The organism is Leptolyngbya sp. 7M (assembly GCF_018128485.1).
The window spans coordinates 2,773,821-2,800,630 of the sequence record NZ_CP070897.1; the positions used below are offsets into that span (position 1 = coordinate 2,773,821).

General features: G+C 49.6%; 25 protein-coding genes. 13 read left to right on the plus strand and 12 right to left on the minus strand.

Annotated features, from left to right (window positions below; genetic code table 11):
• Positions 1-1,506, plus strand: coding sequence for a tetratricopeptide repeat protein (locus tag JVX88_RS13500; protein ID WP_211627769.1), 1,506 nt, complete (start codon positions 1-3; stop codon positions 1,504-1,506).
• A 185-nt stretch (positions 1,507-1,691) separates the two neighbouring features.
• Positions 1,692-2,294 carry an RNA-guided endonuclease InsQ/TnpB family protein gene (locus JVX88_RS13505; RefSeq protein WP_211627770.1) on the plus strand — a complete coding sequence of 201 codons (603 nt, stop codon included), beginning with the start codon at positions 1,692-1,694 and terminating at the stop codon, positions 2,292-2,294.
• Positions 2,295-2,347: 53 nt separating this feature from the next.
• On the opposite strand, the gene JVX88_RS41890 is transcribed toward JVX88_RS13505, so the two are convergent.
• A complete protein-coding gene (locus tag JVX88_RS41890) occupies positions 2,348-3,832 on the minus strand; it encodes a calcium-binding protein (protein ID WP_211627771.1) in 1,485 nt (494 codons plus the stop codon).
• A gap of 296 nt (positions 3,833-4,128) precedes the next feature.
• Positions 4,129-5,676 carry a hypothetical protein gene (locus tag JVX88_RS13515; RefSeq protein WP_211627772.1) on the minus strand — a complete coding sequence of 516 codons (1,548 nt, stop codon included), beginning with the start codon at positions 5,674-5,676 and terminating at the stop codon, positions 4,129-4,131.
• A 34-nt stretch (positions 5,677-5,710) separates the two neighbouring features.
• On the opposite strand from JVX88_RS13515, the gene JVX88_RS13520 reads away from it, so the two are divergent.
• From JVX88_RS13520 to JVX88_RS13550, 7 genes are all read left to right on the plus strand, one after another.
• Complete coding sequence (locus JVX88_RS13520; protein WP_211627773.1) at positions 5,711-5,869, plus strand: hypothetical protein; 159 nt, start codon at positions 5,711-5,713, stop codon at positions 5,867-5,869.
• The gene (locus JVX88_RS13525) at positions 5,866-6,951 is read left to right on the plus strand and encodes an AAA family ATPase (protein WP_211627774.1); all 1,086 of its coding nucleotides are present in this window, start codon (positions 5,866-5,868) and stop codon (positions 6,949-6,951) included. Before JVX88_RS13520 ends, JVX88_RS13525 begins: the two co-directional genes overlap by 4 nt.
• Positions 6,948-7,712 (plus strand): hypothetical protein, encoded by a 765-nt coding sequence (locus JVX88_RS13530; protein ID WP_211627775.1) that lies wholly within the window; start codon positions 6,948-6,950, stop codon positions 7,710-7,712. Before JVX88_RS13525 ends, JVX88_RS13530 begins: the two co-directional genes overlap by 4 nt.
• Before the next feature lie 20 nt (positions 7,713-7,732).
• Entirely contained in the window at positions 7,733-9,337 is a 1,605-nt protein-coding gene (locus JVX88_RS13535) for a type IV secretory system conjugative DNA transfer family protein (protein WP_211627776.1), read from the plus strand.
• Positions 9,259-10,737 (plus strand): TonB-dependent siderophore receptor, encoded by a 1,479-nt coding sequence (locus tag JVX88_RS13540; protein WP_211628698.1) that lies wholly within the window; start codon positions 9,259-9,261, stop codon positions 10,735-10,737. The genes JVX88_RS13535 and JVX88_RS13540 overlap by 79 nt, the downstream gene beginning before the upstream one ends.
• A 23-nt stretch (positions 10,738-10,760) precedes the next feature.
• A complete protein-coding gene (locus tag JVX88_RS13545; RefSeq protein WP_211627777.1) occupies positions 10,761-11,825 on the plus strand; it encodes an ABC transporter substrate-binding protein in 1,065 nt (354 codons plus the stop codon).
• Positions 11,826-12,049: 224 nt separating this feature from the next.
• Complete coding sequence (locus tag JVX88_RS13550) at positions 12,050-13,027, plus strand: ABC transporter ATP-binding protein (protein WP_211627778.1); 978 nt, start codon at positions 12,050-12,052, stop codon at positions 13,025-13,027.
• On the opposite strand, the gene JVX88_RS13555 is transcribed toward JVX88_RS13550, so the two are convergent.
• The 5 genes from JVX88_RS13555 to JVX88_RS13575 are packed head-to-tail and all read right to left on the minus strand — an operon-like array spanning position 12,963 to position 16,004.
• On the minus strand, positions 12,963-13,289 hold the full coding sequence (locus JVX88_RS13555; RefSeq protein ID WP_211627779.1) for an MBL fold metallo-hydrolase: 327 nt from the start codon (positions 13,287-13,289) through the stop codon (positions 12,963-12,965). The two genes, JVX88_RS13550 and JVX88_RS13555, sit on opposite strands and share 65 nt — an antisense overlap.
• The gene (locus JVX88_RS13560; protein ID WP_211627780.1) at positions 13,286-14,071 is read right to left on the minus strand and encodes an SDR family NAD(P)-dependent oxidoreductase; all 786 of its coding nucleotides are present in this window, start codon (positions 14,069-14,071) and stop codon (positions 13,286-13,288) included. The genes JVX88_RS13555 and JVX88_RS13560 overlap by 4 nt, the downstream gene beginning before the upstream one ends.
• Positions 14,068-14,607, minus strand: coding sequence for a hypothetical protein (locus tag JVX88_RS13565; RefSeq protein ID WP_211627781.1), 540 nt, complete (start codon positions 14,605-14,607; stop codon positions 14,068-14,070). The genes JVX88_RS13560 and JVX88_RS13565 overlap by 4 nt, the downstream gene beginning before the upstream one ends.
• 6 nt (positions 14,608-14,613) lie before the next feature.
• Positions 14,614-15,468, minus strand: a complete 855-nt coding sequence (locus JVX88_RS13570; protein WP_211627782.1) for an alpha/beta fold hydrolase — start codon at positions 15,466-15,468, stop codon at positions 14,614-14,616.
• Positions 15,465-16,004: a GNAT family N-acetyltransferase gene (locus JVX88_RS13575; protein ID WP_211627783.1), complete on the minus strand. Its 540-nt coding sequence runs from the start codon at positions 16,002-16,004 to the stop codon at positions 15,465-15,467. The genes JVX88_RS13570 and JVX88_RS13575 overlap by 4 nt, the downstream gene beginning before the upstream one ends.
• A 117-nt stretch (positions 16,005-16,121) precedes the next feature.
• On the opposite strand from JVX88_RS13575, the gene JVX88_RS13580 reads away from it, so the two are divergent.
• Entirely contained in the window at positions 16,122-16,871 is a 750-nt protein-coding gene (locus tag JVX88_RS13580) for a Kelch repeat-containing protein (protein WP_211627784.1), read from the plus strand.
• Between the two features lie 241 nt (positions 16,872-17,112).
• Here the strand turns inward: JVX88_RS13580 and JVX88_RS13585 are convergent, their stop codons facing one another.
• The 3 genes from JVX88_RS13585 to nikA form a co-directional block, all read right to left on the minus strand.
• Positions 17,113-18,789 carry a GspE/PulE family protein gene (locus JVX88_RS13585; RefSeq protein WP_211627785.1) on the minus strand — a complete coding sequence of 559 codons (1,677 nt, stop codon included), beginning with the start codon at positions 18,787-18,789 and terminating at the stop codon, positions 17,113-17,115.
• Between the two features lie 16 nt (positions 18,790-18,805).
• Positions 18,806-20,047, minus strand: a complete 1,242-nt coding sequence (locus JVX88_RS13590) for a type II secretion system F family protein (RefSeq protein WP_211627786.1) — start codon at positions 20,045-20,047, stop codon at positions 18,806-18,808.
• Positions 20,048-20,333: 286 nt separating this feature from the next.
• Positions 20,334-21,593, minus strand: a complete 1,260-nt coding sequence (gene nikA, locus JVX88_RS13595) for a nickel ABC transporter substrate-binding protein (protein ID WP_211627787.1) — start codon at positions 21,591-21,593, stop codon at positions 20,334-20,336.
• A 490-nt stretch (positions 21,594-22,083) separates the two neighbouring features.
• Between nikA and JVX88_RS13600 the strand changes: the two genes are divergently transcribed.
• Positions 22,084-23,040, plus strand: a complete 957-nt coding sequence (locus JVX88_RS13600) for a ribulose bisphosphate carboxylase small subunit (RefSeq protein ID WP_211627788.1) — start codon at positions 22,084-22,086, stop codon at positions 23,038-23,040.
• Here JVX88_RS13600 and JVX88_RS13605 read toward each other — a convergent pair.
• Positions 23,032-24,036 carry an ABC transporter ATP-binding protein gene (locus tag JVX88_RS13605; RefSeq protein ID WP_317134632.1) on the minus strand — a complete coding sequence of 335 codons (1,005 nt, stop codon included), beginning with the start codon at positions 24,034-24,036 and terminating at the stop codon, positions 23,032-23,034. The genes JVX88_RS13600 and JVX88_RS13605 overlap by 9 nt on opposite strands.
• A gap of 73 nt (positions 24,037-24,109) precedes the next feature.
• Here JVX88_RS13605 and JVX88_RS13610 point away from each other — a divergent pair, with 73 nt between their 5' ends.
• Positions 24,110-24,412 carry a hypothetical protein gene (locus JVX88_RS13610; protein ID WP_317134659.1) on the plus strand — a complete coding sequence of 101 codons (303 nt, stop codon included), beginning with the start codon at positions 24,110-24,112 and terminating at the stop codon, positions 24,410-24,412.
• 15 nt (positions 24,413-24,427) lie between these two features.
• On the opposite strand, the gene JVX88_RS13615 is transcribed toward JVX88_RS13610, so the two are convergent.
• Positions 24,428-25,330, minus strand: coding sequence for a cell division protein FtsX (locus JVX88_RS13615; protein WP_211627789.1), 903 nt, complete (start codon positions 25,328-25,330; stop codon positions 24,428-24,430).
• 410 nt (positions 25,331-25,740) lie between these two features.
• On the opposite strand from JVX88_RS13615, the gene JVX88_RS13620 reads away from it, so the two are divergent.
• Positions 25,741-26,631, plus strand: a complete 891-nt coding sequence (locus tag JVX88_RS13620; RefSeq protein ID WP_211627790.1) for a PEP-CTERM sorting domain-containing protein — start codon at positions 25,741-25,743, stop codon at positions 26,629-26,631.
• Positions 26,632-26,810: the final 179 nt, after the last annotated feature.

The window sequence follows — 26,810 nt, forward strand, 5'->3', positions numbered from 1 at the left end:
ATGAATAGCTTTATAAAGGTTATCGCGATCCTATCTGCTGTATTGATGTTTCAATCTTCATTGATCGTGGGTTTGGCGCAGTCTGGCCCGCTCACATTTGAAGAGCTTTTGAGAACGCTGAGAGATTCACAACTTGGCCCCTCTACAGCAAGCCGTATCGCGCAGAAAAAGGTCGAGGAGCGTGGACTTAAAGACGAAATCGATGACGAACAGATGGCTCAGCTTCGGGATGCGGGAGCCGATGACCAATTGGTCGAGACGATCGCATTATCACTTTGCGATAAGTTCACAACGCTTGCCGAAGAATGTGACGAAGCCGACGAGAATTGCAAGATAGCCTACTTGGACAAGGCTTTGTTATACCATCCGAGCGACAAAGGCGTTTATATAGACCGGGCAAGCTCCTACTACAGATCGAAGAATTATGAGTTTGCTCTGAACGATCTAAACCGTGTTCTTGAGATGGATCCAAAGCATACCAGGGCTCTTTTCAACAGGGCACTGGTTTATGACGGTCAAGGCGAATATCAGAACGCGATCAACGACCTTACTTTGGCTATCGAGATCGATCCAAAAGACAGTAGTGCCTATTTCAATCGGGCAATGGCCTATCAATCGCTTGGTGACCTCGATTCAGCGATCAAGGACTTTTCCAAATACATTGAATTGGATCCAAAGCAGCCTGACGGGTACGACCGCCGAGGACAAGCGTACCTTGAAAAAGATCTGGACAAGAAGGCTCTTGAGGATTTTGAACGAGCGCTAAAGATCGATCCAAAGTATGCCGATGCATTAGTAGGACGCGGCCGCGTGAACCTTTTCAGAAAGCGGTTTCAGCAGGCTATTAAAGAATTTGATGCGGCGCTAAAGATCGATGAAAAAAGCACGTATGCGTTGCATAACCGAGCATTGGCATATGAACAATTGAAAGATCTGCCCCGTGCGATCGCCGATCTTAGCCGAGTTATAGAGATAGATCCTGACGATATAGATGCTCTGTTAGACCGATCCAGATTGTTTGAGGAAAGGGAAGAATGGGCGGCGGCCCTGAGCGATTACACACGGCTTATTAGACTCAACAGCAAGCGGGCGGATCTTCGTTTATTCCGCGCGCGGATCCACCTTAAATCCTCAGACTATGAACGGGCGATCTTTGATTATACGAAGGCGATCGAATTGGACCCGGAACTTACCGATGCCTATTTTGAACGGGGCGGGATCTTCATAGATCTTGAGGATTTCAGAGCGGCATTAAAGGACTATGACCGATTCATTGAATTGGAGCCGAAGGACAGTAATGCATTTCATAACCGAGCCTTGATCTATTTTAATCTTGGAGATCTTCAGCGAGCGGTTGCCGATGCCACCGAAGCTATCCGTTTGAATAAAGAGCATATCAACGCATATTTGATTAGGGCGGAGGCCTATGAAGGGCTTGGCGAAGAAGACAAGGCCACCTCCGATCGTAAGACCGTAGAAAATCTCCGCAAAAAATTGGATAAGTGACAAATGTCCGCATCATTTAATAGTTTTTTCGACCGGAAACCATTGAGTTCCCCTAGTCCCACAATTGCAAGAACGGTCAAAAAGTCGCTTTTGCCGACCTCTACAGTGCAAAATATCTTCTTTAAGATCGTCGGAGAAATATGCTGGATATTCCGGCGATGTGCAGTTAGAAAGAGGTAAACACTATGTCATTCAGGATATACGTCTCCGGGTCAAACGGCTTTCGGTATGAACGAAATAATTGTGCCGATGATGATGTTTTTGAGGCTGCTGCGGTCATCTCCGCATTGAATGCTTCAGGCCCTTCTGTTGGCCACGCCAAAATTGCTAGAGTCAGAGCAGACTTTCATCACAAGCTATCCCGCAAGATAGTCAACGAAAACCAAGTGATTGTGGTGGAAGATCTAGCGGTTAAGACCATGGTGAAAAACCACACCCTCGCTCAAGCAATCAGCGATGTCGGCTGGGGACAGTTTTGCACTCTGCTCAAATACAAAGCTGAGTTTGAGGGCAAGATTTATCTGGAGATTGGGCGATTCTTCCCGTCTTCCCATCTTTGCTCAAACGCCCTGCTACCGCTGGAGAAGATGGATCTTTCCATTCGCTCGTTTGTTTGTCCTCACTGTCAGGAACGGCACGACAGGGATATCAACGCAGCGATCAACATCAGAAATGAAGGCTTGCGGATATTGGACTCAGGAAGTGGGTCTACTGCTCTAGGACGCGATGTCAGACCAAAGGGAGGAAGGCGCAAGTCTACCCTCTCCGAGGCTGTCGCGGTTGACTAGAGAAGCCCGCGCTGTAGCGTAGCTCAGCGTCGGGTACTTCACGTAGCGACAAATCAGGCTACCACAGAGAAATTCCTGGCTGTCAAATTCAGGCCATCCGTCAGCAACGCAAACTGGCCTCCATTGCCAAATCCGTTTCTCGCACCGTTCTCGTTGTAGATCAACGCGCCAGATTTTTCGTTGTAGACAATCAGCGCATCGCTGCGGCGAGCCTGCCTCAGATTTTCTACCGATTCAAACGAGAGCTGCTTGACTTTTGTGAAGGTGGTGCGATCAATTTGGATCTTGTCTTGCCTGATATTAAAGTCGGTGACTTGATCCACGCCGATCAAAGCACGGTTGAAAGTCTGACCGATGCCGAAGCCAAAGGTATCTTTGCCACCACCGCCGGTGAGCGTATCGAAGCCAGCACCACCTACCAGGATGTCATCACCGTCTAAACCTTCGAGCGCATCGTCGCCAGCATTTCCGGCCAGTGAGTTATTGGCATCGTCGCCAAGCAAGACATCGTCGAGTGCGGTGCCGCTAACATTGAGGAATCCAGCCGGCAATGTTCGGATCAGGGGGCTACCGGGAAAATCAATGCTAAGGGTGTTTTCTGCTAAATCAACTGCCAGCGGGGCATTGACTCCAGTTGCATCGATGTTGGGTGTGGTTGTGGTTAATCCAGCTACAGCGCCATTGAAACCGTAGATGATGTAGTTGGGCAGTTGAGCTGTAACGGTTTCTCCAGGACCGAAGCCACTGCGAAAAATGCCTAAATCGGAAATACCATCTCCGTTGTAATCACCACTCGATTCAAAGTCAGATGCGCCCAAACGGGTATTCACTCCGGTGCCGTTGATCACCAAACCGTTGATGCTGTTAATTGCTCCGACATCAACTGTGGCTGCAAATTCATTGCGCTTACCATAGAGCACATAGAGTTGTCCGGCTTGGGCTTGACCATTGGGTGAGGCAATGGGATTGGCCAGCACAATATCGCTGACGCCATCATTGTTGAGATCGCTACTGCTGTAGAAGTAGCCGCCGGTAATGGTAAAGCCGTTGGTACCGTTCAGATTGCTCGTATCTAGAGTAGGCGTGTAGCCAGTTTTGCGTCCAAAGATAACCTGCACCACCGCCGGAGCTGAGACTTCACCGGATCCGGGAACTTGAGCGTTGGCAGGGGAGTAGCTGATGATCAAATCATTGATGCCGTCGCCATTCACATCGCCGGGTGAATTCACTGCCGCTTCGATAAACGGGGGGAATTGATTGTTTGGATCTGGCGTTCTGGGCAGATTGATCGCAAAGCCGTTGGCCCCATTCAGGTTGGCAGGATTGAAGGTAGAAGAGGCGGAATAGGTGGGCGTGCCAAACAGAATATAAGCCTTACCAGTCTGGCCTGGAGGATTGTTGGTATCCGTGACAAGAAAATCGCTGATCTGATCGCCATTGATGTCACCGAAGGGTCTTAACGCTCTATTGGTATCAGTAAACAGCGTCGTACCATTTGTCCCATTGAGGCCAGATAGGTTGATGGGGGAAGTAACCATTAAAGCTCCTCTGTTGTTAAGTTGATAGCGCGAATCAGCAGGGAAAACCAGAGCAGCTAGCTTTCCTAAACTGCTCTAGCAAAACCAATCCGACAAAATTTAGGTCTGCAACGGCTACTGATCGTCTTAGGAGTAGACGATGGCAAAAACAGCCTGGATGGAGTGTAAGTCATTCAACTGAGTGCAGGCTGTAGTGCTCAGCTTGTAGGCGTAACACCACAGAATACAAATCCAGCGCAGACCTGTTCCAGGGTTCCCAGCATTTGCAAATTGCTACCAGGGATACTAAACAAACTTCAAAGCGTCATCGGGGCAATGGGTTCTATCTCTGGGTCATAGCCACCAATTTGATTAGTCCGCAGCACCCAAACCGAGGCATCGAACTGCAAAAAGATGCGCACGACCGTATCGCTAGCTAACCGGGGCAGGAGAGTGCGCCAGCTTCCCAACCCCGCTTTGAGGTTGCGCAAGGGGCTATCTTCTAGGGTGCAGCCTAGGGTGTATTCGTTTTTCTGCCAGTCGGAACGGGGAGCACCCAAGGGTTGCAGTTCCCGCTGTAGGGCATTGATCAACTCCACCAACCGCTGATAGCGGCTTGCCTGTTGCGAACTCGACAACCAATTTTGCAGCGACACCGCATCGGCTTCGATCGCCCGCTCCAAACTGTTGAGGCTGGCAAACAGCGCTTGGTTGGAATCCTGCGAGCAGTTATTGGCGATGCCAACATAGGTGCCGCCGGTGCCATCGCCAATCCGGTAGCGGGCCGTCATCACCTGCAAGTGACGCAGCATCAGATTCAGGGGCGAGCTTTTGTAGCCGTAGATCTCAAAATCCTCGGTAAAGGCGTCCAGCTTCACCAGCAAGTCACAGACCGGACGCACCCCTGCCCAACCAAACTGCCGATCGCCCAGATAGCGTGACCAGTGCAGTGTTCCCGCAACGATGCCATCGGTGTTGTGGGTGTAGACCTGGTAGTACTGAATTTCAAACCGCAGTTCGTGCGTGAGCGGATCGCGCACCACGGTGGCTAAGCCATAGGCAAAATGGCCAAAAAACAAAGGTGTCGCCGCTGCGGGTTCCCGTTTCTGGCCGCCAATGCCGCCATAGGTATGCAGCACCAAGGCGCGGGTACCCTCTGGCCAAGCGTCGATTGCTTGTTGCTGCTTTAACTCTTGCAACTCTTGCAACTCTTGCGCATCCAGCTCTGGTGCATTTAGCTCTGGACTCAAGAGCACCGAACTGATCTGGCCTTTCTTGGCCTTGATGTTGGCCCAAGTCTGCTTCCGGATATAGCGGTAGGCTGGCTTGTAGCCGAAAATCACCTGATCGGGCTGGAGCCACAGCAGCGACCGGGGCGCGTAGGATTGCACCACAAATAGACCCGCCGCATCCTTGGCCCCATAGATGTACCAACCCATTTCGTTGAGGGGAGACTGCTCTAGAGCGCGGGTGGTAGAAGGAAAACAGCCGTTTTGATCGGCGATCACGGGCGGCAGGCGGACAATTTCTGTTCCACCATCGAACTGATCCGTGGTGGGATTAAAATGCTCGACGCGAAACTGATCGCTGCCCGCAATTGGCTGGAGGAATCGTACTAAGCCATAGTAGCGTCCGGTAATTTGTACGGGTTGATTGACGATCCGCAGGGTGGTACCATCTTCGACCTGCACCTCGCCGTCCAGCATCACGATCAGGTCATCGGTGGGATGGGCACGGGGTTCCGGTATAGAGGGACGACGACGGAAACTCACCAGCCAATGGTCACGTTTTTTCAGCAGCTTGAAAGAAACGGCATCCACAGTTTTGGGATCGATCGGAGCTATCCGGTCCGGCAGTACCGTCATCTTGTCGGAACCGATCCGCAGAGGTTCGGAGTCGATGTCCGAAGACCTTTCGGATGCGCTATTGAAGAATGGTAAGGATAACACTTTTATCGAGGTCGCGGCGGGAGCAAACGGATATGTTCTTGTGACCACTCTGCCTGAGAACGCATCCAACACCCCAAAAAAAGTTGGGCCGGAGGCCGGCGGCAAATGATACGTCACGACCTGAATCGACCTCAGATAGATCCTAGAAGTGTCGTTCTCGAAGGGCGGGAACGTGAACTATTTGAATTGATCGCTGCGACGGGTTATGTCCCGGACGATCAAAATTTCTCGGATTTCTGCGAGAGCCTCCAGTCAGGCCGGGCATGGCTCGTCTCGGGTACGCGGGGAAGCGGTAAAACCGCTTTTCCGGAAGCCCTCGCTTCGGCCTGCAATCTGACAATGTGTGTTGTCGCAGGTCGAGACGGCCTCAAACAGGAAGAGATCCTGTACGACTGGGATCGCGAGGAACAGGAGGTTTGGATGCAAGAGAATCTGACAATTGCAAAGGCCTTGCCAGAAGAACAACAATCGGCCTTTCTTGAACGGGCTCGCAAAAAGAAGTGGCAGAGAGAATTCCTTATTCTTGGCGAGGTCGGGGCAGCGTATGATCTGGCGGCAAAAGCGGCCAGTTTAAAAACTCCGCCACCTGTGCTCCTGCTTGATGAAAGCGACAAATTCGGTGCAAGCATCGAGGACTCATTGCTTATGCCGCTTGAGCGTGGGCTGATCTACATCCCGAGATACGAAGGAGGCTCTATCGGTATATCGGATTGGCAGTCTCGTCCTATCGTAATAACAACATCTAACGATCTCAGGCATAAGCTAAGTTCTCCGTTCATTTCGAGACATATTTTTAGCCGGTTTGCTACGCCGTCGCTTACGAAGGAGCTTGAAATACTCTCGGCACGGAACGCAAAAGCCACCTCCGCCCAGCTCGCTCTTTCAATAAAGCTGCTCGATGCGGTTCGGGGAGTCGCCGGTATGGAAGATCACCCCAGCTTACGGGAATCTATCGATGTCACGGGCGCTTTTATAAGGAGTTCTATCGAATCACTTGACGAGACTTTACTCTCACGCTTTTTCTGCTATTTCGTAAAAACCGGAGAAGCCCGAGAACTTCTAAACATACAGATCGACTATCTGCTTGCGATGACCAGCTCTTTCCACCCGGAAGTGGATACATGGCTCGCAAGCCGCGATCCCGAATGGGCAAAGCGATGGGCCCATTTTATTACCGCAGAAGGACAATGAACATAAGGGCGAGGAAGAATAAGAAAGAAAAGACAGACTCCCTAACCGGCAGGTTGGGACGCGTCTCCGCCCTCGTGCGATCCGAGGCGTTGATAATCGCTGCGCTGATCGTCGGCGTGTATTTTGTCTCGCGATCGGTCATCACTTCTCGCGATCCCGTCCAGGTCAGGTTCGTTGATAACGGCTCTGACCACCAAAAGCAGGGCGCGTCAATTTTCGGCTTTCCATCCGGGACCGGATTCTCGGGGAAGGCAATCGAAGCGGGGGCGCGTTTGAGAGAAGCGGGGGCTTTGGGTGTGGCTGTTTCGCTTTCGGCATTTGCGACATTTTCGGCAACTGGGAACCCGCCGGCGACAACAGAGAGCGTTCTCCGCGATCTTGTGAACCGCAGACTTCTTCCGCCCGGGATCGGGATCGATGGGCTGTCGCTCCAATCCGAATTGAGTCTGATCAGTTTCAGATACATACGAGAACCATTTTCATTCGAGATAGTGTCGCTCCCAAAAGACGAATCAAAAGGCCCGGCCCTGCTGCTGAAATTCCCTCTACCACCAGGTGAGCCAAACTCGGTAGTGTATTTTCAATCTTCAAACGTAAGCCCGGAACGAATTCCGGCGCCTTTTAGCACGACTGAACAGTTGGCAGCGGCCGGATGGAATATCAGGCATTGGCGGGGAGATGCTCTGCCGCTCGATGAATCGGTTCTCCACGATCTGCGGGAGCAAGATGCGTGGTTGAAGGCGCAAAACCAGAGTAAGTGAATCATAAGTGAGTCAAAGGTATGTTTTCGCGTGAATGGATCGAAAAACTTGACGCGTCATTCGGCATCCCCCGAAAGGCAAATGAACAATACCTGCCTTCGTACAATGCCTTCTGGCATTGGGCTGCCGATATCGGAAGAGGCGTATTCTTCGTGTTCCTCGGACTGATCGGTGCGGCGCTAAGCCTTTTCGCCGGGTGGCTTTTTGGAGAACCGGGCCTCATCAATCTTGCATTCTGGGCGATGGCATTTGTCTGCATTGCCGGTGGGTTCGTAGATGCATACTCGCTGCTTTGGGATTATCGCGTCAGGCGAATGAGCACGGCTCACGGGTCGGCTCGCTGGGCGAAGGCAGCCGATCTTGTCCGATGCGGTATGATGAATAGGATTCGGGGTTTACCCCTTCCCGCAAATGCTCTTCCGATCGCCAAAGCCTTTCGAGGCCGAGACGTGTTTCTTCCGCCAAATCAATGGTTAAGACACTTCGTGATGTTCGGCCCAACCGGTTCGGGCAAGTCAAAGACATTCTTTATTTCGATGATACGGGCAGTACTCGGAAACTCTTCAACGCTCGTTTACGATCCGAAGGGCGAGCTATACGCACAAACGGCCGGTTCAGCCAGACGCCTTTTTCGTCTTGATCTCAATGACCCTGCGAAAAGCGATCGATGGAACTTTGTTCCAAAGTGCCGAAACGACCCTGCGTTTGCCTGCCAGGTCGCAGGAATGATGATCGGGATCGAGAGCCGACGTAAGACAAATGCCGATCCGTTCTGGGGAGACGCCGAACAGATCGCCCTGACCGCGATCCTTCTGCATATAGCAGAGGTTTACCGAGAGAAGGCGATTCCTGCTTTCGCCGCCGACTTTCTTCTCTCGCTGGGAGAAGACGGTAACGATGCTTTCGCAAAGGCCATGGAAGGTTCGCCAAGCCTTTATGCGAAACAGGCGTATTTGGCATTCCGTCAGGCTCCTGTTCAAACACGAGGTTCGATTCTTATCGGCCTTTACAACAAGCTCCGGCCTTTCACCCTCGCACCCGCTCGCATGGTAACGATGCCGCCGACAGATGAAGAGAAAGAAGCCGGATGTCGACAGATCGACTTCTCCGAGCTCCGCAAACCGGGTACCGCAATTTATCTTGTCGTCTCGGAAGGAGCCGCCGACATCTATAAGGAATTCATAGCGACATTCTTAGGACAGGCCGTTATGGAGATGAGACTAGACGGCCTGAACGAACCGGATTATCCTTGCTTCGTCCTTATCGACGAGGCCTATCAACTCAACGTCGCCGAGGTGAAACGTATCTCCGGTATCGGCCGCGGCCGCGGCGTCGGGCTTGGCCTCGGATATCAGGATCTTCCACAGATGTACGACCAGTACGGCCGCGAAAGAGCGAACGCGATCCTTGGTACGATCATGACAAAGATATTCCTGCCCGGCCTTGACGATGTGACGGCCGAATATGCTTCGAAGCAGCTTGGGGACACAACCATCTTCTCAAAGACGTTTCAGGATTTCCCCGGCAAGAAACACGACAACACACGATACGCGGTGGGGGAGGCTTTCAAGATCTTGCCTATCCAGAAAATACTACAGTTGCCCCTTCACTTACTTTCAGGTTAGGAGAGCGGACAAATCTGAATCTTTTCTATGAGTACAGTAGGTACTATGCAAATCCTACTATTTATGATGTTCCGCTTCTCAGCGATGGTAACTTACCACCTGCGAGTCTTTCGCCTACTTATTTTGCGTTAGTTGATTTTGCAAGTCATAGATTCGGCTACGGGCTGAATCATGAACTTAATGATAGCTGGCAGATTCGCAATAATCTTGCCATCAATTTGTCGTCTTCTGAGCGACGTGAAACCTATTATGCAGATATTCTGAATGACCGTACTTTAACTGACTATAGATTTTTTGGAGGCGATTACGAAGATAACAGTTATTTTGGGCTGCTCGATTTGGTTGGCAGGTTTAGAACTGGTTCAATTTCTCATCAGCTTGTAGCAGGGTTTGATTTTAACCGTTACATTATCAGTAATGGAGTCTTCGATGAGGGAACCAGTTTGCCTAATCTAGATATATTTGACCCGGATTACAATGTCAGCCTACCCGAATCACCAGAAGATGTACCTTTTACATTCCGACAAACTAACCAATCATATGGGTTTTATCTTCAGGATCAGGTTACCTTTAGTAACAATCTGAAACTTTTAATTGGTGGTCGCTATGATTGGATATCTAATAATTCTGAAGCTTTTGGTGATGGGATCAATAGCCCGGTTCAAAATGACAGTGCCTTCAGCCCTCGGATTGGTTTAGTGTATCAGCCCAGCCAAAATGTTTCACTCTACACTAGCTACAGCCAATCATTCCGCCCAACTACAGGACGCAATTCAGATAATGATGCATTTGAACCAACTAGGGGAACTCAGTATGAGGTCGGTATCAGGACTGAGTTTTTAGAAGGTAAACTTTCAGCTAATCTGGCTGCCTACAGTCTTACGAGATCAAATGTGCTGACCCCTGCTCTCGATCCCGATCTAGCTAGGCAGGGCTTTCAAGTTCAAACTGGAGAGCAAAGAAGCCGGGGCATTGAGTTGGACATTGGAGGTGAAATCTTGCCGGGTTGGAATGTGGTTGCTTCTTATGCTTACACTGACGCAGTAGTCACTGAAGACAATTCCATTCCTGAAGGCAATCGACTAATAAACGTGCCCGAAAATCAAGCTAGCCTTTGGACAACCTACACAATTCAGGAAGGAGATTTGAAAGGGTTGGGATTTGGATTAGGAGTATTTTATGTGGGTGAGCGACAGGGCGATCTAGCAAACACATTTCAACTCGATGACTACTTTCGGACTGATGCAGCAATCTACTACCGTCGAGGTAGATTTAATGCAGCAGTTAATGTTCGCAATCTTCTCAATGTAGATTATGTTAGCGCAGCTAACTTCGGTAGACTCTATGTGCAAAGAGGTGCACCATTCACCATTACTGGTTCAATTAGTTGGGAATTCTAGGTTAGGAGAGAACACTCTTTGCAATGAGGAAGAAAGCGCCCCATAAAATTACTTTGTTTCTACTCTTTTTAACGGCTATTTCCGTTTTTACGATCCCTGCTTGCAGCAGTAAGTCGCTGTGGCTTCAGTCAGACAGAATGAATTCAACAACTGGACAAGCAGAGCAGTCAAGCCCTGCACAGAAACCAGCAGCAACAAAAGTCGTGAGCCATGCTTTAGGTCAAGCTGAAATTCCACTTCACCCCCAACGAATTGTTGTATTAGACGGTAGTTTCCTGCTTGATCCGTTATTAGCAATAGGCATAAAGCCAGTGGGTGCTGCTACCTGTCCTTACTGCATTAAGTCGGATACGCTCAATCAGTTTGTTGCTGATATTCCACTGGTGGGTCATTGGGAGCAACCATCTTTAGAGAAAATTCTCAGTCTCAAACCTGATTTAATTGTGGGCCATATCTGGCAGAAGCAATACTATACGCTCCTATCTGCCATCGCACCTACGGTGATGATAGACACGGATAGTGAAGTCGATTTTAAGAAAAACTTGAAATATTTAGCTGCAATCCTGGATAGGAGTGATCGAGCTGAGGAAATTTTGGCTGAGTACAATCAGCGAATTCAAAAATTTCGGCAACAGCTAGGTGAAAAGCTGAAAACCAAGACGGTATCTGTTCTTCATCTTTATGGGTCAGACCCAACAGTTCATGTTTATGGATCAGATTTTGCTCCATATGGCCAGGTCATGATCGATGCAGGTATACCACTCATCCCTGCGTATAAAAAGCTCAAAGGTTACTTAGAAGTGAGCCTTGAAGCTTTACCTGAGTGGGATGCTGATATTCTGTTCATTGATGTACTCCGTGAAACAGATTCCGAGAAACTTAAATCACTATCGTTCTTGAAACAACCGATTTGGTCAACATTAAAAGCTGTGCAAAATGACCGAGTCTATGCAGTGAGTTGGTCTAGTACTGTTGTCGGTCCGATCACAGCTAATCAATTGATTGATGACCTTTATCGTTACTTTGCCAATATGTCTGATCTTGGCTTAAATCACGCTCCTACTCTACCGGGAAGGCAAACCCCATAAAGAGGCTACGTACACGCTGCGCGAACAAATCGATACGCTGTGATCGTTGCCACGATCTCTCAGGCAATAGCTCAAAAACCAGAGACGAAGACCCGTGAAACAGTTTGGAAAAATTGAATCGCATCGCATGAATCTGATAGTGAGTGCTGTGGTTAAACCCGCGCCATATTAAACTACAGAATAGTGTATTTTTCTGCAAAACCTATCATCTCCGCGTGCGACCAATGGCAACCCGTTCTGCTCATCCCCTCCTGCGTCTGCTCCGCTATGCCAAACCCTACCAACCGCAAATCTGGGGCGCGATTGCCTGCTCCATCTTCCGCACGTTGTTTGACTTAGCTCCTCCCTATCTGATTGGCGTTGCCGTTGATGTGGTGATTGAGCAAGAAGGCTCCCTGCTGGCACGACTTGGGATTCAAAATACTCTGACTCAGTTGTTGGTGCTGTCACTGCTGACGATTGTCACCTGGGGCTTAGAATCGCTGAGTCAATATGGAGCCGATAAACTCTGGCGCAACTTGGCTCAGACGATGCAGCATGAACTGCGCGTTGATACCTACAATCACCTTCAGGAGTTAGAGCTAGCCTACTTTGAAGACCGCAGTAGCGGCACGCTGCTGTCGATTCTTAACGATGACATTAATCAGCTAGAGCGGTTTCTCAACTTTGGCGCTCAGGATATCCTCGGCTTCTTCACCCGCGTGTTTGCCGTAGGCTTCAGTTTTGTGCTGCTGGCTCCTGGAATTGCCTGGTTAGCAATGCTGCCGATTCCTTTAATTCTATGGGGTACGTTCGCGTTTCAGTCCCGCTTGGCTCCTCGCTATGATGCGGTACGCGATCAGGCTGGGCTGATTAACAATCGCCTTGCCAATAACCTCTCTGGGATTGCCACGATTAAGAGTTTCACCGCCGAAGCCTACGAACGTGAACGAGTCTACCAGGAAAGCAATGCCTACCGGCACAGTAACCAACGAGCGATTGCTCTGAGTGTGGCCTTTCAGCCCATGCTGCGGTTTTTCATTCTGCTGGGGTTTGTGCTGACGCTGTACTTGGGCGGGCGGGAAGTGCTGAATGGTCGCTTGAGTGTGGGCACCTACGGCTTTATGGTGTTCATTGTGCAGGACCTGCTGTGGCCCTTTACGGAGCTGAGCGACGACGTTTGGCTGATTCGCTATCGCCGTTGCCTCCATTTCGGCGGGTAGCATAATATGCATCTTCAGTATCACGCGAAATGTAAACCGGGCACGTTACATGACGAAGAAGCACCCTCAGTCCACCAGCATGATCGCTGTGTTCATGCGTGATCACAATACCGTGCAAGTCTTCCGGTGCAATGTGAAGCAGCGACAATCGTCGGAGGGTTTCCCGGGCACTTAAACCAGCGTCGACAAGGACATTGGTTCGGTCGGTCGAGATCAGGACGGAGTTGCCCGTAGATCCGCTGCCAAGTACTGAAAATCTCATTTATCTCCCTGATACCGGCCGCGAAGGCCCTTTGCAACGACGCGAGTTATGAGCCAGTTTGGCACGAAATTCGATGCAGATGCCACGACCCAGTTCGTCCATCCGGAAACGATCTTCGCCCGACGGCCATTTAAAGCATTCATTGCGGTTTCCACAACCTGTTCAGCGTTTTCCTGGCCCTTGACCTTCAAGGCGCGTTCTATGTTTGAGGCTTCAAAAAAATTTGTCTTGGTCGAGCCAGGGCATAGTGCGAGAATCTGGATGCCGAATCGTCTATTTTCCTCGGCTATCGCCTCTGAGAACGATGTTACGAAAGCTTTTGTGGCTGCATACGTGGCCATGAAAGGGACTGGCTGAAAGCTTGCAGCCGATGAAACATTGATAATGGTGCCGTGTTTCCGTTCACGCATCGGGGCAAGAAAAAGATGCGTGAGACCCACAAGCGTACGCACGTTCAGATCAATCATCTCAAGTTCACGATCTAAAGGGAGAGTCGCGAAGTCACCCATAGAACCGAATCCTGCATTGTTTATCAGTAGGCCAACTGACGAGCCTATCGAAGCAACTTTGGAGAAAACTTCTTGTTCCGATCCGGACTTCGTTAGGTCTGCACCGATCCATTGAGCTTTGATGGAATGTGCATCGACCAGCTCTTGACAGATCGAACGAAGCTTATCCTCCGAACGAGCAACAAGGATAAGGTCATAACCATCGCGCGCAAGACGGCGGGCAAATGCTTCACCGATGCCGCTGGAGGCTCCCGTTATCAAAGCGGTTGTCATATCGTGTCCAGATCGTCTTCTGCAGTTGGCGAGAACGAATAGTAAATTGAGAACAAAATGCCGGAAACAATTGTTAGGGTACCTATCGTCCGTATGGCTCCCGCAACCAACTTTGTCTGTCCAAGCAAACCAAGCCGATCAAGCATATAATTCCAATCATGAAAACTGCCTTCACTTCCGGTCAGCCCGCTTGTAAGAACAAGCTGCATATTCACCGCGTCCGCGGCATATACGTAAACATTCAAGATACTCTGCCCGAGCCACAAAAGAACTATCGACGCTGAATAATATTTGCCGTGCCAGAAAAAATATACGACAAAAGCCGCGGGCATTATCACCTGGAAGATCGAACCGCCGGCGACCATCATAAATTCGCCGAACGGACGAAAGAGAAGATGTCCGGTCTCATGTATAGGAAGATCGACCAGATCAAGAAAGCTGCCTTGCATCGGTGTCGCCGCGACCCATACAAAGTATGCCGAAAGCAGAAGCGCAAATCCGAGCCTAAGATAGCTTGGTTGATATTGTTCGGTCATTCAAGATCAAAGCAGTTTCCGACGCATTACAAAACCTTTGAGCTGACCATTGAACAAGGCTGGTTGTTCTATCATCAGAAAATGACTAACGCCGTCCCAGATATGGAATTCAAGATCGGGAGCCACCGCCCGGTACTTCTCTTCTACCGCATCGCCCATTGCTGGCGAGCGGGCCAGCCATGTCATCACGGGAACGTTGATCTTGTCCTTTTCCCAAATTGACATTTCACCCATTCCATCCATCGCGCTCAATGCTACGTGTTCCGGCGTTAATAGCATCCTGGAGCGGATCCACTTCCTCAACTCTGCGTCCTTTACCGGAGCAAGCATCCCATCAATGAAGTTTGGGGCATTTTTTACGTAATCAGCCCTTATCGGTGCAAAGAACTTCTCAAAAGCCTCTTTGGTAAGATAAGGTTCGACCACACCGTCCACTATAACCAACGCAAGAGTTTTTCCCTGATACCGACGATAGAATTGCCGAATAACGGGTGTGCCCATACTGTGGCCAACAAGAACTGCTGATTCGACACCTGCCGTTTCGAGAACCCTGTTCACCGCCCGAGCAAAATGGTCCATTGTGTAATCGAGGCGCGGTTTATCACTAAGCCCGTGTCCCGGAAGATCGACCACAATAACGCGATACTGAGGAAACGCTCGATAGCTTTCCTTCCAGAATTCGGCATCGCACGTCCATCCGTGTACAAAAACAAGAGCCTTTTTCTGCTTCGTGTCCCCGATATCGTAATAATGGATAGCGTTCCCGTCCAACATCGCCCAACGCGGTGGCGGAACTTCAGCAAATACAGCTCGGGCGAGAAGCACTGTCACTATCAAGAAAAAGATCTTAGTGGGCTTCATAGCTCTCCGTTAATTCTAAAGAATTCATTTTTAGATATCGAATAGAAAGCGCATTCCTCGTCGTAATGCAGGTCGTTCTTTTCAAACTTCATCCCGATCTTTTCCATAATGTGCCTAGAGGCTGCGTTATCGACATTTGCAACGGCGACTATTCGTTCGAGCCCTTTTTCGGTAAAGCCGAAATTCATCCATCCTATCGCGACCTCCGTTCCCAGCCCCTTGCCCCACTGTGCCTTGACAAGGCTGTATCCAACTTCAATATCGTCAGTGTCAATAAGGGGCTGTAAACCGGCAGTTCCGATCATCTCGTCCGTTTCTTTCAGGAACATCGGACACATCCCAAAGCCGAATTTTTCAACGCACGAAATGTAAAATTGGATGCGTTTGGTCAATGCCTCTGGATTCTGCATCCTCGTCCCGCCAAGATAGCGGTTAACTTCAGGATCAGAACGCTGTTCGATAAGCAATGGCAGGTCGCTTTCGACAAATGGCCGGAACCAGGTGCGTTCTGTTTCCAGTATCGGATGTAACGTCATAGAAAAAGCGTGTCAGGTTCAGCCGCCGGGCGGTGTATTGAATTTATAAGTGAAAGACTGCTCTGAAGATTATCGCAGAACGGTGGCAAAACATTCAATTACCAAGGAGATCAAACTATGTACGCACTCCTCCTTTTCCAACTCTTAGCGCTTTTGACTACCGGATGTGGGACAAATTATGACGAGAGAGATGAATCTCCCCATCCAAAAAACTCTCTCCAGTTGGTCGGCGAACTCAAAACCGGACGGGCAGCTCACGCGGCCGTTCTGCTCGAGAATGGGAAAGTTCTTGTCACGGGTGGATTTGGGCAGGATCAGAAAGCGCTCGATAGCGCCGAACTTTTTGATCCGGGATCAAAAACTTTTGCCCAGGCCTCCGATATGAATACAGCTCGCTCGGGGCATACCGCCACCCTTTTGCATGACGGACGTGTTTTGATCGCCGGCGGCTTTAATGTTTCCTATTTAGATTCCGCTGAGATCTATGACCCGGAAACGGCCCAGTTCAAGCCAACATCAAGAATGACTGTTGCACGAAACGGCCATACGGCGACCGTGTTAGATGACGGCAGGGTTCTGTTGGTCGGCGGGACGAGTACCGGTTGGAGCTTCTTGGCTGATGCCGAGATATTTGATCCAAAGACTGATACATTCTACAAGACCGGAAATATGACCGCCGCTCGCGTAAAATTTATCGTGTTCTCACCATATTTCCATTCACCGAGCCACGCGGACAATGCCGGGTTCGCACTCGCTTCGATGAACCGAAAACTATCAGTCCTAACCCAGCCAACCGTTGCAGATCCCTTAACCGGCGTGTACCAGACGCAAGAAAAATTGCCACGCGATCTTGAAACAAGCACTTGATCGCCCGGCAGCAAATATGCCTTTGATCTGCATCGCTCGTTACCCGGACAATCTGACTCATCGTCATTGTAGAAGTAGATCCGGGTATTCTTAGCACCTTTGGCAGTGCCGACACTGAAAGCTTCCGCATCGACAGTGAAAACTCCGGGGCGGCACCAATTCTCAGGATTCCCGTCCACTTGAGCGAACACAGTTCCGCTTATACCCAATCCAAGCAATACACACAGGAAAAGTGATCTCATCATCTAACCTCCTCAACGAACGTAACCCGATTTATTTCGTGAAGTGTCGTAACACCAGAAAAAACCTTCTTTATCGCTGATTCGCGAAGACTCGAAAGACCTTCTTTCTGGGCTTGTCGCCGTATCTCTGAACCAGGACGCCGCTCAATGATCATTTCGCGAATGGAATCAGACATATCCAAGAGTTCGTGAATCGCCGAACGGCCTCTATAACCAGTGTGATTGCAAGCATCGCAGCCGACGTTTCTGAAAAACACTCGTTCCTTGACATCCTCAGACCGTAACCCCGATTCAAACAACTCCTCATCGCCTGGCTGATATTGGCGCTTGCATACAGGACAAAGAAGCCGCACAAGACGCTGAGCAAGCACGCAGTTCAAGGAAGAGACAAAATTATATGGCTCAACACCCATATTCAGAAAACGCCCAATCACGTCAATAACGTTGTTCGCGTGGACCGTGGTGAAGACTAGATGCCCGGTCAATGCCGATTGTATAGCGATCTGTGCAGTTTCCTCGTCTCTGATCTCACCGACCATTATCTTATCGGGATCGTGCCGAAGAATAGAACGAAGACCGCGGGCGAACGTGAGCCCTTTCTTCTCATTCACAGGGATCTGCATTATCCCCTGAAGTTGGTACTCCACCGGATCTTCGATCGTTATTATCTTGTCCTCGTCATTTCGGATCTCGTTCAATGCCCCATAAAGGGTTGTTGTCTTACCTGAACCGGTCGGGCCGGTTACCAGTACCATTCCATAAGGTTCCTTAATATAAATACGAAACCTGCGCAGATCATCTGCATCAAATCCAACAACATCAAGTGACAGATTCTTGAATTCTTCCGATATTTGTTCCTTATCGAGGATACGGATAACACAGTTTTCACCGAATGCGGACGGGAGGATAGAGACACGAAAGTCGACAGTACGGCCCTTATAGCGAACCCGAAAACGCCCGTCCTGTGGGATGCGCCGTTCGGCGATGTCGAGCTCCGACATCACCTTGATACGTGAGATAAGTGTTTGGTGATAAGCAATATCGATAGGATCAACCTTCGAGTAAAGGGCTCCATCTATACGGAATTTGACCCGGACATCACGATCTCCCGCTTCGATATGTATGTCCGATGCCCTGGATTCCATCGCGTTGTAAACGATCGTGTCGACGAGTTTAATTATCGGCGACATTTCACTGTCTGTTGCAAGCCGGTCTAAATCGAGAACTTCATCTCCCTGATCTGTTTCTTTGACCAATGAGATCTTAAAACCCGAAGCCGCCTCTTGGAGGACACGTTGCGTAGCATCACCGCGCTTTAGCACAACATCTATCGCCCCCTGCGTAGCGATGTAAGGCACGATCCGAACATTTAGAGCATTCTCCATCTCGTCAAGCCGATCCAGATTTGTCGGATCCGCCATGGCTGCGTGGAGCTCGTTCCCTTCCCTCTTGAGTGGTACAAAATGATTTCGCAACATCATTTCTACCGGGATCTTCGCTAGCTCTTCGTAATCGATCGGAGATTCTGCATCGGGCGGCAAAAGATCGATATAAGGAAGCCGATATCGTTTTGCTAATTGCTTGGCTTCAACCACCTCAGGTGGCTCATTCTCGATAAAATCCGAGATCTCTATCTTAGGAGACGAGATATTTGTAGTTACTGTCTGTTCGTTCATCACTGCTCTTTCTGCTCTATCCGCGGCGTCCGCCCATTGGACCGCTGGAGATTGTGTCTATGATCGGCAAATAGATCGCCAATAGGATCACAAGAATGACTGCCGCCATTATAACGAGGATAACTGGTTCAAGGAGCGTCGTCAGTTGCTCCAGTTTAACCTCTGCCTCAGCATCATAGAAGATGGCCACCTCTTCAAGCATTTCACGCAAACTCCCTGAACGCTCGCCGATGCCGATCATATCGAGGCCGAGATCAGGAATCCAACCTGCTTTCTCAATAGAATCGGTGAAGCCGCGACCCTCGCGAATAAGTGGAAGTACTGCTTGGCTCCGCCGCCGCAGTTCAAGATTATTGATCGCCTGAGAGGCAACATCCCACGAATCTGGGACCGTTATCCCTCCGGCAAGCAGTGTTGCGATAGACCTAGCCAGTTGGGCCGTCGCCATTTGACGGATCAAAACGCCAACAATTGGCAGCTTCAATAGGAATCGATGTAGAACTGATCGCCCGCTTTCAGTGCGCAGCCACACGTAGAGAGCAAATCCCAGTATTAGCAAAAGCGGGAAAAGCCAGATCGCATTCGATGACACAAAGTTCGAAACGGCCAGTACCGCCAGCGTTATTGTCGGCAAGCCACGGTTCGCACTTAACCCCCGGAACAGTGTGGACATCTGAGGGATTATATAAAGCGTGAGAAAAGCGACCATTATTACCGCTGCAACCATCAAGAAGATCGGATAAGCTAGAGCTCCTCTAAGCTTCCGGGCAATACCCACGCTTCTTCGCAGATATTCCACATACCTTTGCAGGACATCATCGAGGGCTCCGCTCTTCTCTCCGGAATAAATAGAGGCAGTATATATCCTTGGGAAAACACCTTGAGCTTCGAATGCTTCGGAAAGAGACGCTCCGCTTTTAATACGCTCCTCAACGTCGGCCAGAATAACTCGAAGGGTCGAAGAGGTCGATCGTGCTTTTAAGAGCTCAATTGCTTGAAGAAGAGGAATTCCTGCCCTTAACAATGCAGACAGCTGCTGATTGAATAGCAAGAAGTCGGATTGCTTGATCCTTCCTTTTCCGCCGGTCGCGGTAAAAGGAAGCACAGAAGCCAAGCCGCCGGAGGCTGACGAGATCGAAAAGACCTTAAAACCTTCTCGCTCAAGAGCCTGCCTGGCCTCATCCGCCGCCGATGCCTCGATAACGCGAGTGACTATATCTCCGGACGGCGTTCCGAGTCTACAAATGAACTCTGACATAGTTTACTTGGAAAAGACAGGCGATGGTCAGATGCGAGATTGTTTAACTTTACACCTGTCAAACAATTATAACACGCCGCACAAGCCCAAATGTTCCCCAGAACGAAACTGTATTTCGCCGGCCGCCGAAACAACTATTACGTGCTTAGCTGCATCTCAAAATTATCTTGCGGATTACTGCACGTTTTCTTACTATCTTATAATCTGACCATCGATGGAGCGAATTATGTCGAGAATCGGTTGGGGTAAATTGGCCGAATCATCGTTCCGGCTTAGAGGTTGTGGGCTACTGATTTTTTGCCTTGTTTTTGTGGTAAACGGATTTGCCCAGACCCCGGACCCCACAGCAGACTGCTTTCAGGTCAGCCTGAACCGCTTCAGCGATCGCCCTATCTACATTGTTTCCCCCACTGAAGGACAAATCGAGCGTTAAGGGTTGACCGTCTTTCTGGCGAATCGCTTGTCCTGCGGGCTGTTGCCATCCAGCTTCATCCAGCAAGGCTTTAGCTTGATCCACATCGTAGGCATAGGGTTGCAAGCCGATATTGGCATAGGGCACTTCGGTTGAAAAATAGGTGTCAGCTTTTTGTTCCGTGTCGTAGAAGATGGCAGAAACAATCGCATCTTTATTGACGCTGTGCTGAATTGCCTGCCGCACCTTCAAGTCTGCTGTCGCACCTCGATTGGAATTGATGGCGATCGCTCGCGTATTCAACGGTGGCGATACCTCGGCCGTATACTCACCCGAATCGCGTAATTGCTTGAATGAATCCAAACTGATTTCACCGTTACCGTAAATCAAGTCAATTTCTTTGTTTTCAAACGCCAGCACCCGCGTTTCGCCATCGGGAATAATTTTGACCGTCACCTGCTCGACGGCAGGTTTGTTGCCCCAATAGTTTTCGTTGCGCTTGAACACAGCCTGAGCATCCTTCTGGTAATCGGCTAACACCCAGGGACCCGTACCGATCGGAGCTTTGATGCCTTCCGCGGTCGTGCCGCTATCAGGAAACGCTTTGGGCGACAGGAAACGAACCGGGCGAATCAACGTTAATTCTTGCAGAGCGGGATAATAGGGCGTTTTCAGGTACATCTGCAAGGTGCGATCGCCCTGAGCTTCTACGCGATCGATCGCCTCAATCAGCCCCAACCAGTCATGTTCTTCGCGGTTTTGCAACACCTGATCAAAGTTGGCTTTGGCAGCCACCGCATCAAATGGAGTGCCATCTGAAAACTGGACACCCTCACGCAGGTGGAACGTAATCAATTTGCCGTCTGGCGACACTTCCCAGCTTTTTGCCAGTGCGGGCTGAATTTCGCCGCCGCGATCGTAGCTGACCAGCGGTTCATAAATTAAATCCTGAGCAAACATCTGGCTGGGATTGTACAGGTGCGGATTGAGCGGCCCAATATCCTGCGACCAGGAGAACGTCAGCGTTGGATTTGTAGAGGTCTGAGATTGAGTGTTGAGCTGGGCACAGCTTGGTAGGATGATTACGGCGGCAACCGCGATCGCCAGGAGTGCACGCAGAAAGTTTTTTCTCATGAGTAAAGTCATTGCTAAATGGTCGTTTCACTTTCACCTTGGATCAGGGAATTGATTGACTCTAGGAAATCAAATTCGTTTTACTTCACCCGTTGCATACCAACCTCATCGGGGTCAAACATTACTACCTGAATTAGGGACAAAACAATGCGGAGGGGAGGGATAAGACGGTGAATCAGAGCAAAGTTTTATCCTTTTTTAAGGCATACCTTCTACCAGGAGAAATTATGAAGCTGAAACGGTTATTGATGCTAGCGAGTTTGTCCATCTGGTTGATCAATTAAAGTAACGCCCATCGCTTGCAGTTCATTGCGGATCAGATAGCCAGATCACCATCCGGCTCAAGGGTTGTGAACGGTTCTTTGCGGCGAGTCAAGGTGTTGTAAATCAGTAGCGTCATGGCTAATGGGCAAAATCAGATTGGGGAATTGGGTTTCTAGGATTGCTCCTTTTCAAGTATCATTAAAATGATAATCATTCTCATATTAGCATGGACAGCTACCATATCCCGGCACCGCCGACCCCCTGGTCACAGCAACTTGTTGAACCCGCGATCGATCCCAGTGTTTACATCCATCCATTGACCAATGTGATTGGGGATGTTCGTATTGGCTCACAGGTGCATATTGCGCCAGGGGTTTCAATTCGTGCCGATGAGGGAATGCCGTTTTACATCGGAGCCAATGTCAATATTCAGGATGGGGCAGTCATTCACGGATTAGAGCAAGGGCGAGTCACCGGGGATGATGGTGAACCTTACTCCGTGTGGATCAGTGACAATGCCTCCATTACCCACATGGCACTGATTCACGGGCCTGCCTATGTGGGCAAGGGGTGTTTTATTGGGTTCCGTTCCACCGTGTTTAATGCCCGTGTGGGCGATGGCTGTATTGTCATGTCCCATGCCTTGATTGAGAATGTAGAAGTTCCCGCAGGGAAATACATTGCCTCTGGTTCAGTGATTATCCATCAGCAGCAAGCCGATCGCTTACCTGATGTCCAGGAAACCGATTCAGCGTTTGCCCGTCATGTCGTCAGCATCAATCAAAAGCTCCGTCAGGGCTATCTCTGCGCTGAAGATCAGGTCTGCATTGCCAGCATTCGCAATGAACCCAACGGACTCGCTACCGTTCAGTCTAGTTCTGGCAATGGTCATCATCCACCCTCGCGCCTGGATTCTAAAACGATCGCTTGGATTCGAGATGTGTTGAGCCACAAATTTTATATTGGAGTGGAACAGGCAGATACGCGACGGTTTCGGGCAAATTCCTGGTCAGATTGTGAGGTGATTAAAACGACTCAGGAGAAGGACGCGATCGCCACAGTAGCACAACTTCTACAACGTTATCCACATCAGTATGTGCGTCTGTTTGGCATCAATCCTAAGACTCGTCAACGCAATCGTGAATTACTGGTTCAGCATCCTGACGCCCTTCAATCAGCGTAGAGTTGACGAAAGTCCTGACTGTACAGACCACAGGTTTGCATAAACTCCATTCAGAGACAGCAGTTCTTCATGCGTACCCCGTTCCACAATTTGACCTTGATCCATCACGTAGATGCAGCTTGCATGGCGAATGGTGGATAATCGATGGGCGATCGCAATCGTCGTTCTATTTTGGGTAATCACCTGGAGTGATTTCTGAATCGCCGCTTCGGTTTCATTGTCCACCGCAGAGGTAGCTTCATCCAAAATCAAAATCGGGGGGTCTTTGAGGATGGCACGGGCGATCGCGAGTCGCTGTCGTTGTCCTCCAGAAAGTTTTTGACCTCGTTCTCCCACAATTGTGTCGTAGCCCTGGGGCAACTGCTCAATAAACTCATGGGCTTCGGCTAATTTTGCCGCTTGAATGATCTGTTCATGAGTGACATCGAAACTGCCGTAGCGAATGTTTTCCGCTATGGTGCCGTGAAATAAAAACACATCCTGACTCACCCAACCAATACACTGTCGTAAGTCCAGTAAATTAAGCTCTCGAATATCAACGTTGTCAATTAGAATGCGCCCATTTTGCACTTCGTAGAACCGCAGCAAGAGCTTGACGAGTGTACTTTTACCCGACCCCGTCGCACCAACAATACCAATTATTTTACCAGCAGGAACATGAAGGGAAAGCTGTTTGAGTACAGGATTGCGACCGTTGTAGGCAAAGGTAATGTTGTCAAATTGGACTTCGCCTTGAACGGTTTTGAGTGGTAGTGAGCGATCGCCATGCGGAATCGCAACCGGAGTATCCAGCAAACCCATCACACGACGAACAGAAGCCATCGCCCGCTGATACTCATCCATGATTTCGCTCAACTCGGTGAAGGGCCACAGCAAATTTTGCACAATGAACACCATAAAACCGTAAATGCCGACGCTGAGATTCCCTTGAAGGACTTCCCGACCACCCAAATAGAGGGTCAGGACAAATCCCAGAAGGATGAGGAATCGTAGCACAGGTTGAAAGGCAACACTGAGGGCGATCGCCCTTTGATTCCCACGCCGATATGCCTCACTTTCGTACTGGGAACTGCATCAAGCCGGTTGGGCACATAGCTTTGAAGTTTGGCAGGGCGATGAGCTAGCAGGCGGCATTTTGGGAATCGTGATTGGCGGAGCGTTTATTGGCGAATCTATGTTTTATCGGATCCCAGATGGATCGAAGGTGGCAATGGTGAAACTGGTGGAATGGCTGCGGGCGCGTCAGTTTATTTTGTTTGATGCCCAAATGACCAACCCTCATCTGGAACGGTTTGGCGCTTTCATCGTCTCCCAACGAGACTATCAGCGATTGCTCCGGCAAGCTCTACAATGCAACTGTTCGTTTTTGTAGAAAGCGGCCTATCTTTTACCGAACCGCAAACTTACGCACAGCCAACAAGCTGCCCAGCAGCCCGACCGAACAACCTAACCCCAGGAGTGACAGCGGCAGGAGCCAACTCTGCTGAGAACTGAGCCGCATGGTGATTTTGAGAAACTGGATGAATTCTGACTGCTGAGCCAACAGGCTAGCAATAAACTGCTGCACGCCAGTGATCAGCCCCCAGGCAATAAATGCGCCGACAATTCCCAAAACCAAGCCCTGCAAAATAAACGGCAGGTAGATCCAGGTTGTCGTAGCCCCCACAAGCTGCATTACCTCAATCTCGTGCCGCCGAGCCATCACAATCAGGCGAATCGTGGTAGTAATCACGGCAATCGCAGTCAGCGACAGAACGACAATCATTCCGAAGCTGAGCCAATTTAAGCCTTGATTCAGTTGACTAATCCGCTGCACTGCCTCATCGACATACAGCACTTGGTCAACTCCCTGCATTGCCTGGAGTTTCTGCGCTAGAGATGGAACGGCTTCTGCATCCTTGGCCTTTACTTTTAATTCATCGACAAGCGGATTTCCGTTTAACTGCTCGGTAGCGCCTTGAATATCTGCTAGCCCCATGTCTCGTAACAGGGCTGACCAAGCGGCTTCTTTAGTAACAGTTGTGACGGAGGCTACTTCCGGCATGGCCTCTACACTAGATCCCAAATCTGCGGCCTGAATGCCCGTATCCAGGTAAACTGACACTTCTAGTTGACTGCCAAACTGCGTCAGCAGACCTTCCAATTGCCAAGACGCCTGCAAGCTAATGCCGAACAAAAACAGCAAAACCGTTACGGTGCTTACCGCCGCCCAGTTCATCCATCCGCCTCGTTTTAGCCCAATCAGGGTTTCGCGGAGAAGATAGTCCGATTTGGTTAAAACTTGCAGCACGCCTGCAACTCCTCAGCTCTTAGCGACACGCGACTCGAAACATCCGACACTCAACCAGAGTGCCGGCAGTCAATCTGCCTGGAATTATAATCTTGTTCGGGCAAATCGTTGGAAAAACTGGCTCAACCAAATGGCTCAATTGCTGCTAAGTCTCACCCAGCGGAAAATTTTCAGCCTACTTGCTTCCCCGGTAAATTGCGGACCTATTTGAGTCGTTTCCATTGGCTGATTAGGTAGCGTTCAGCGTTTTCAAATCATTCCTTTATCAATCTAGGCTGACCAGCTCATACAAAATTCATCATTTTTTGAGTTGAACCACCGAGGAGGTTTTTTAGCCACATTGAGCAGCATGGAAAGTAGCAGCAAACCGACTACTTAAACTTAGCTTTACAAATCTGGAGTTCTTGATTATGCAACTCGGTCTCATCTGGAAAGCGATCCTCAGCACTACTGCTTTTTCTACCCTTTGTTTGTTAACCACTGGACAACAAGCTCAAGCCGCTAGTTGGAAATACTCCATCGACTCTTTTAGGGACGGAACAGAAGCGTCGGTGATTGGAGACAAGAGCCAGTTTGAGTTTTATGGCATGGCCTACAAGCAGACGCGCGATAAGCTTTACTTCGCATTCAACTCTAATCTGTCGCTCGATGGCTATCAGTACAAAAGTGCATTGAACGGCAAAATCAGCTACGGCGATTTGTTCTTAAATTTTGCTGATACAACCAGCTTTGATAAAGCTAACGGCAAGCTGTACGGCATCCGGTTTGATCAGACGAACGATACCCGCTTTGTCAGTGGCAGTGGCAAAAAGAAAAAAGTAGAAGACCCAAAGTTGGGCCTCTATGAATCAGTTACTGCAACCAGTGTCACAACTCGCAATGTCGGCTACAGTAGCCTTCAGCAGCACACCAACACGGTCAACAAACAGCTTAAAGGCCATGCGTCCTATGGTGATCTAGCCGCTGACACTCAGTATTTTGACAGCAGCAAAGCTGCCTTTACCTCAATGGCATCGGGTAGTTTCCTAGGCGCAATCGAGAAAATTGCTGATTTCAGCAAGTTGGGGTTAAATTTCGCCCAGTTTAACGCCAAGGGCACCTACACCTTCGGGTTTAGCGTTGATAAAAAGCTGTTACCCAATGGCAAATTCATGGCCAGTCTGTTTGCAGAGTGCGGCAATGATGGCATGGTGCTGGCTGGTGAATTAAAAGATGTTCCCGAACCGTCGCTGATGGCAGGATTGGTGACAGTTGGTTTGCTAGCTGCAAGTAGCCGCCGCCGCCAACCGACCCAAGCTTAAAGACAGCAGAGAGCTACAGGCAACTGTAAACCTCAAGCAATCATGAAACCTTAAGCAATCATAAATCTTAAGCGCTAAGCGACAGACCACAAATCTGAACACTAGATACTAGCTTAGGCAGGACTTGGATCAACTGAATCTAACTCCTGCCTTTGGGTGTTTCAGCAGGTGAACGAAAA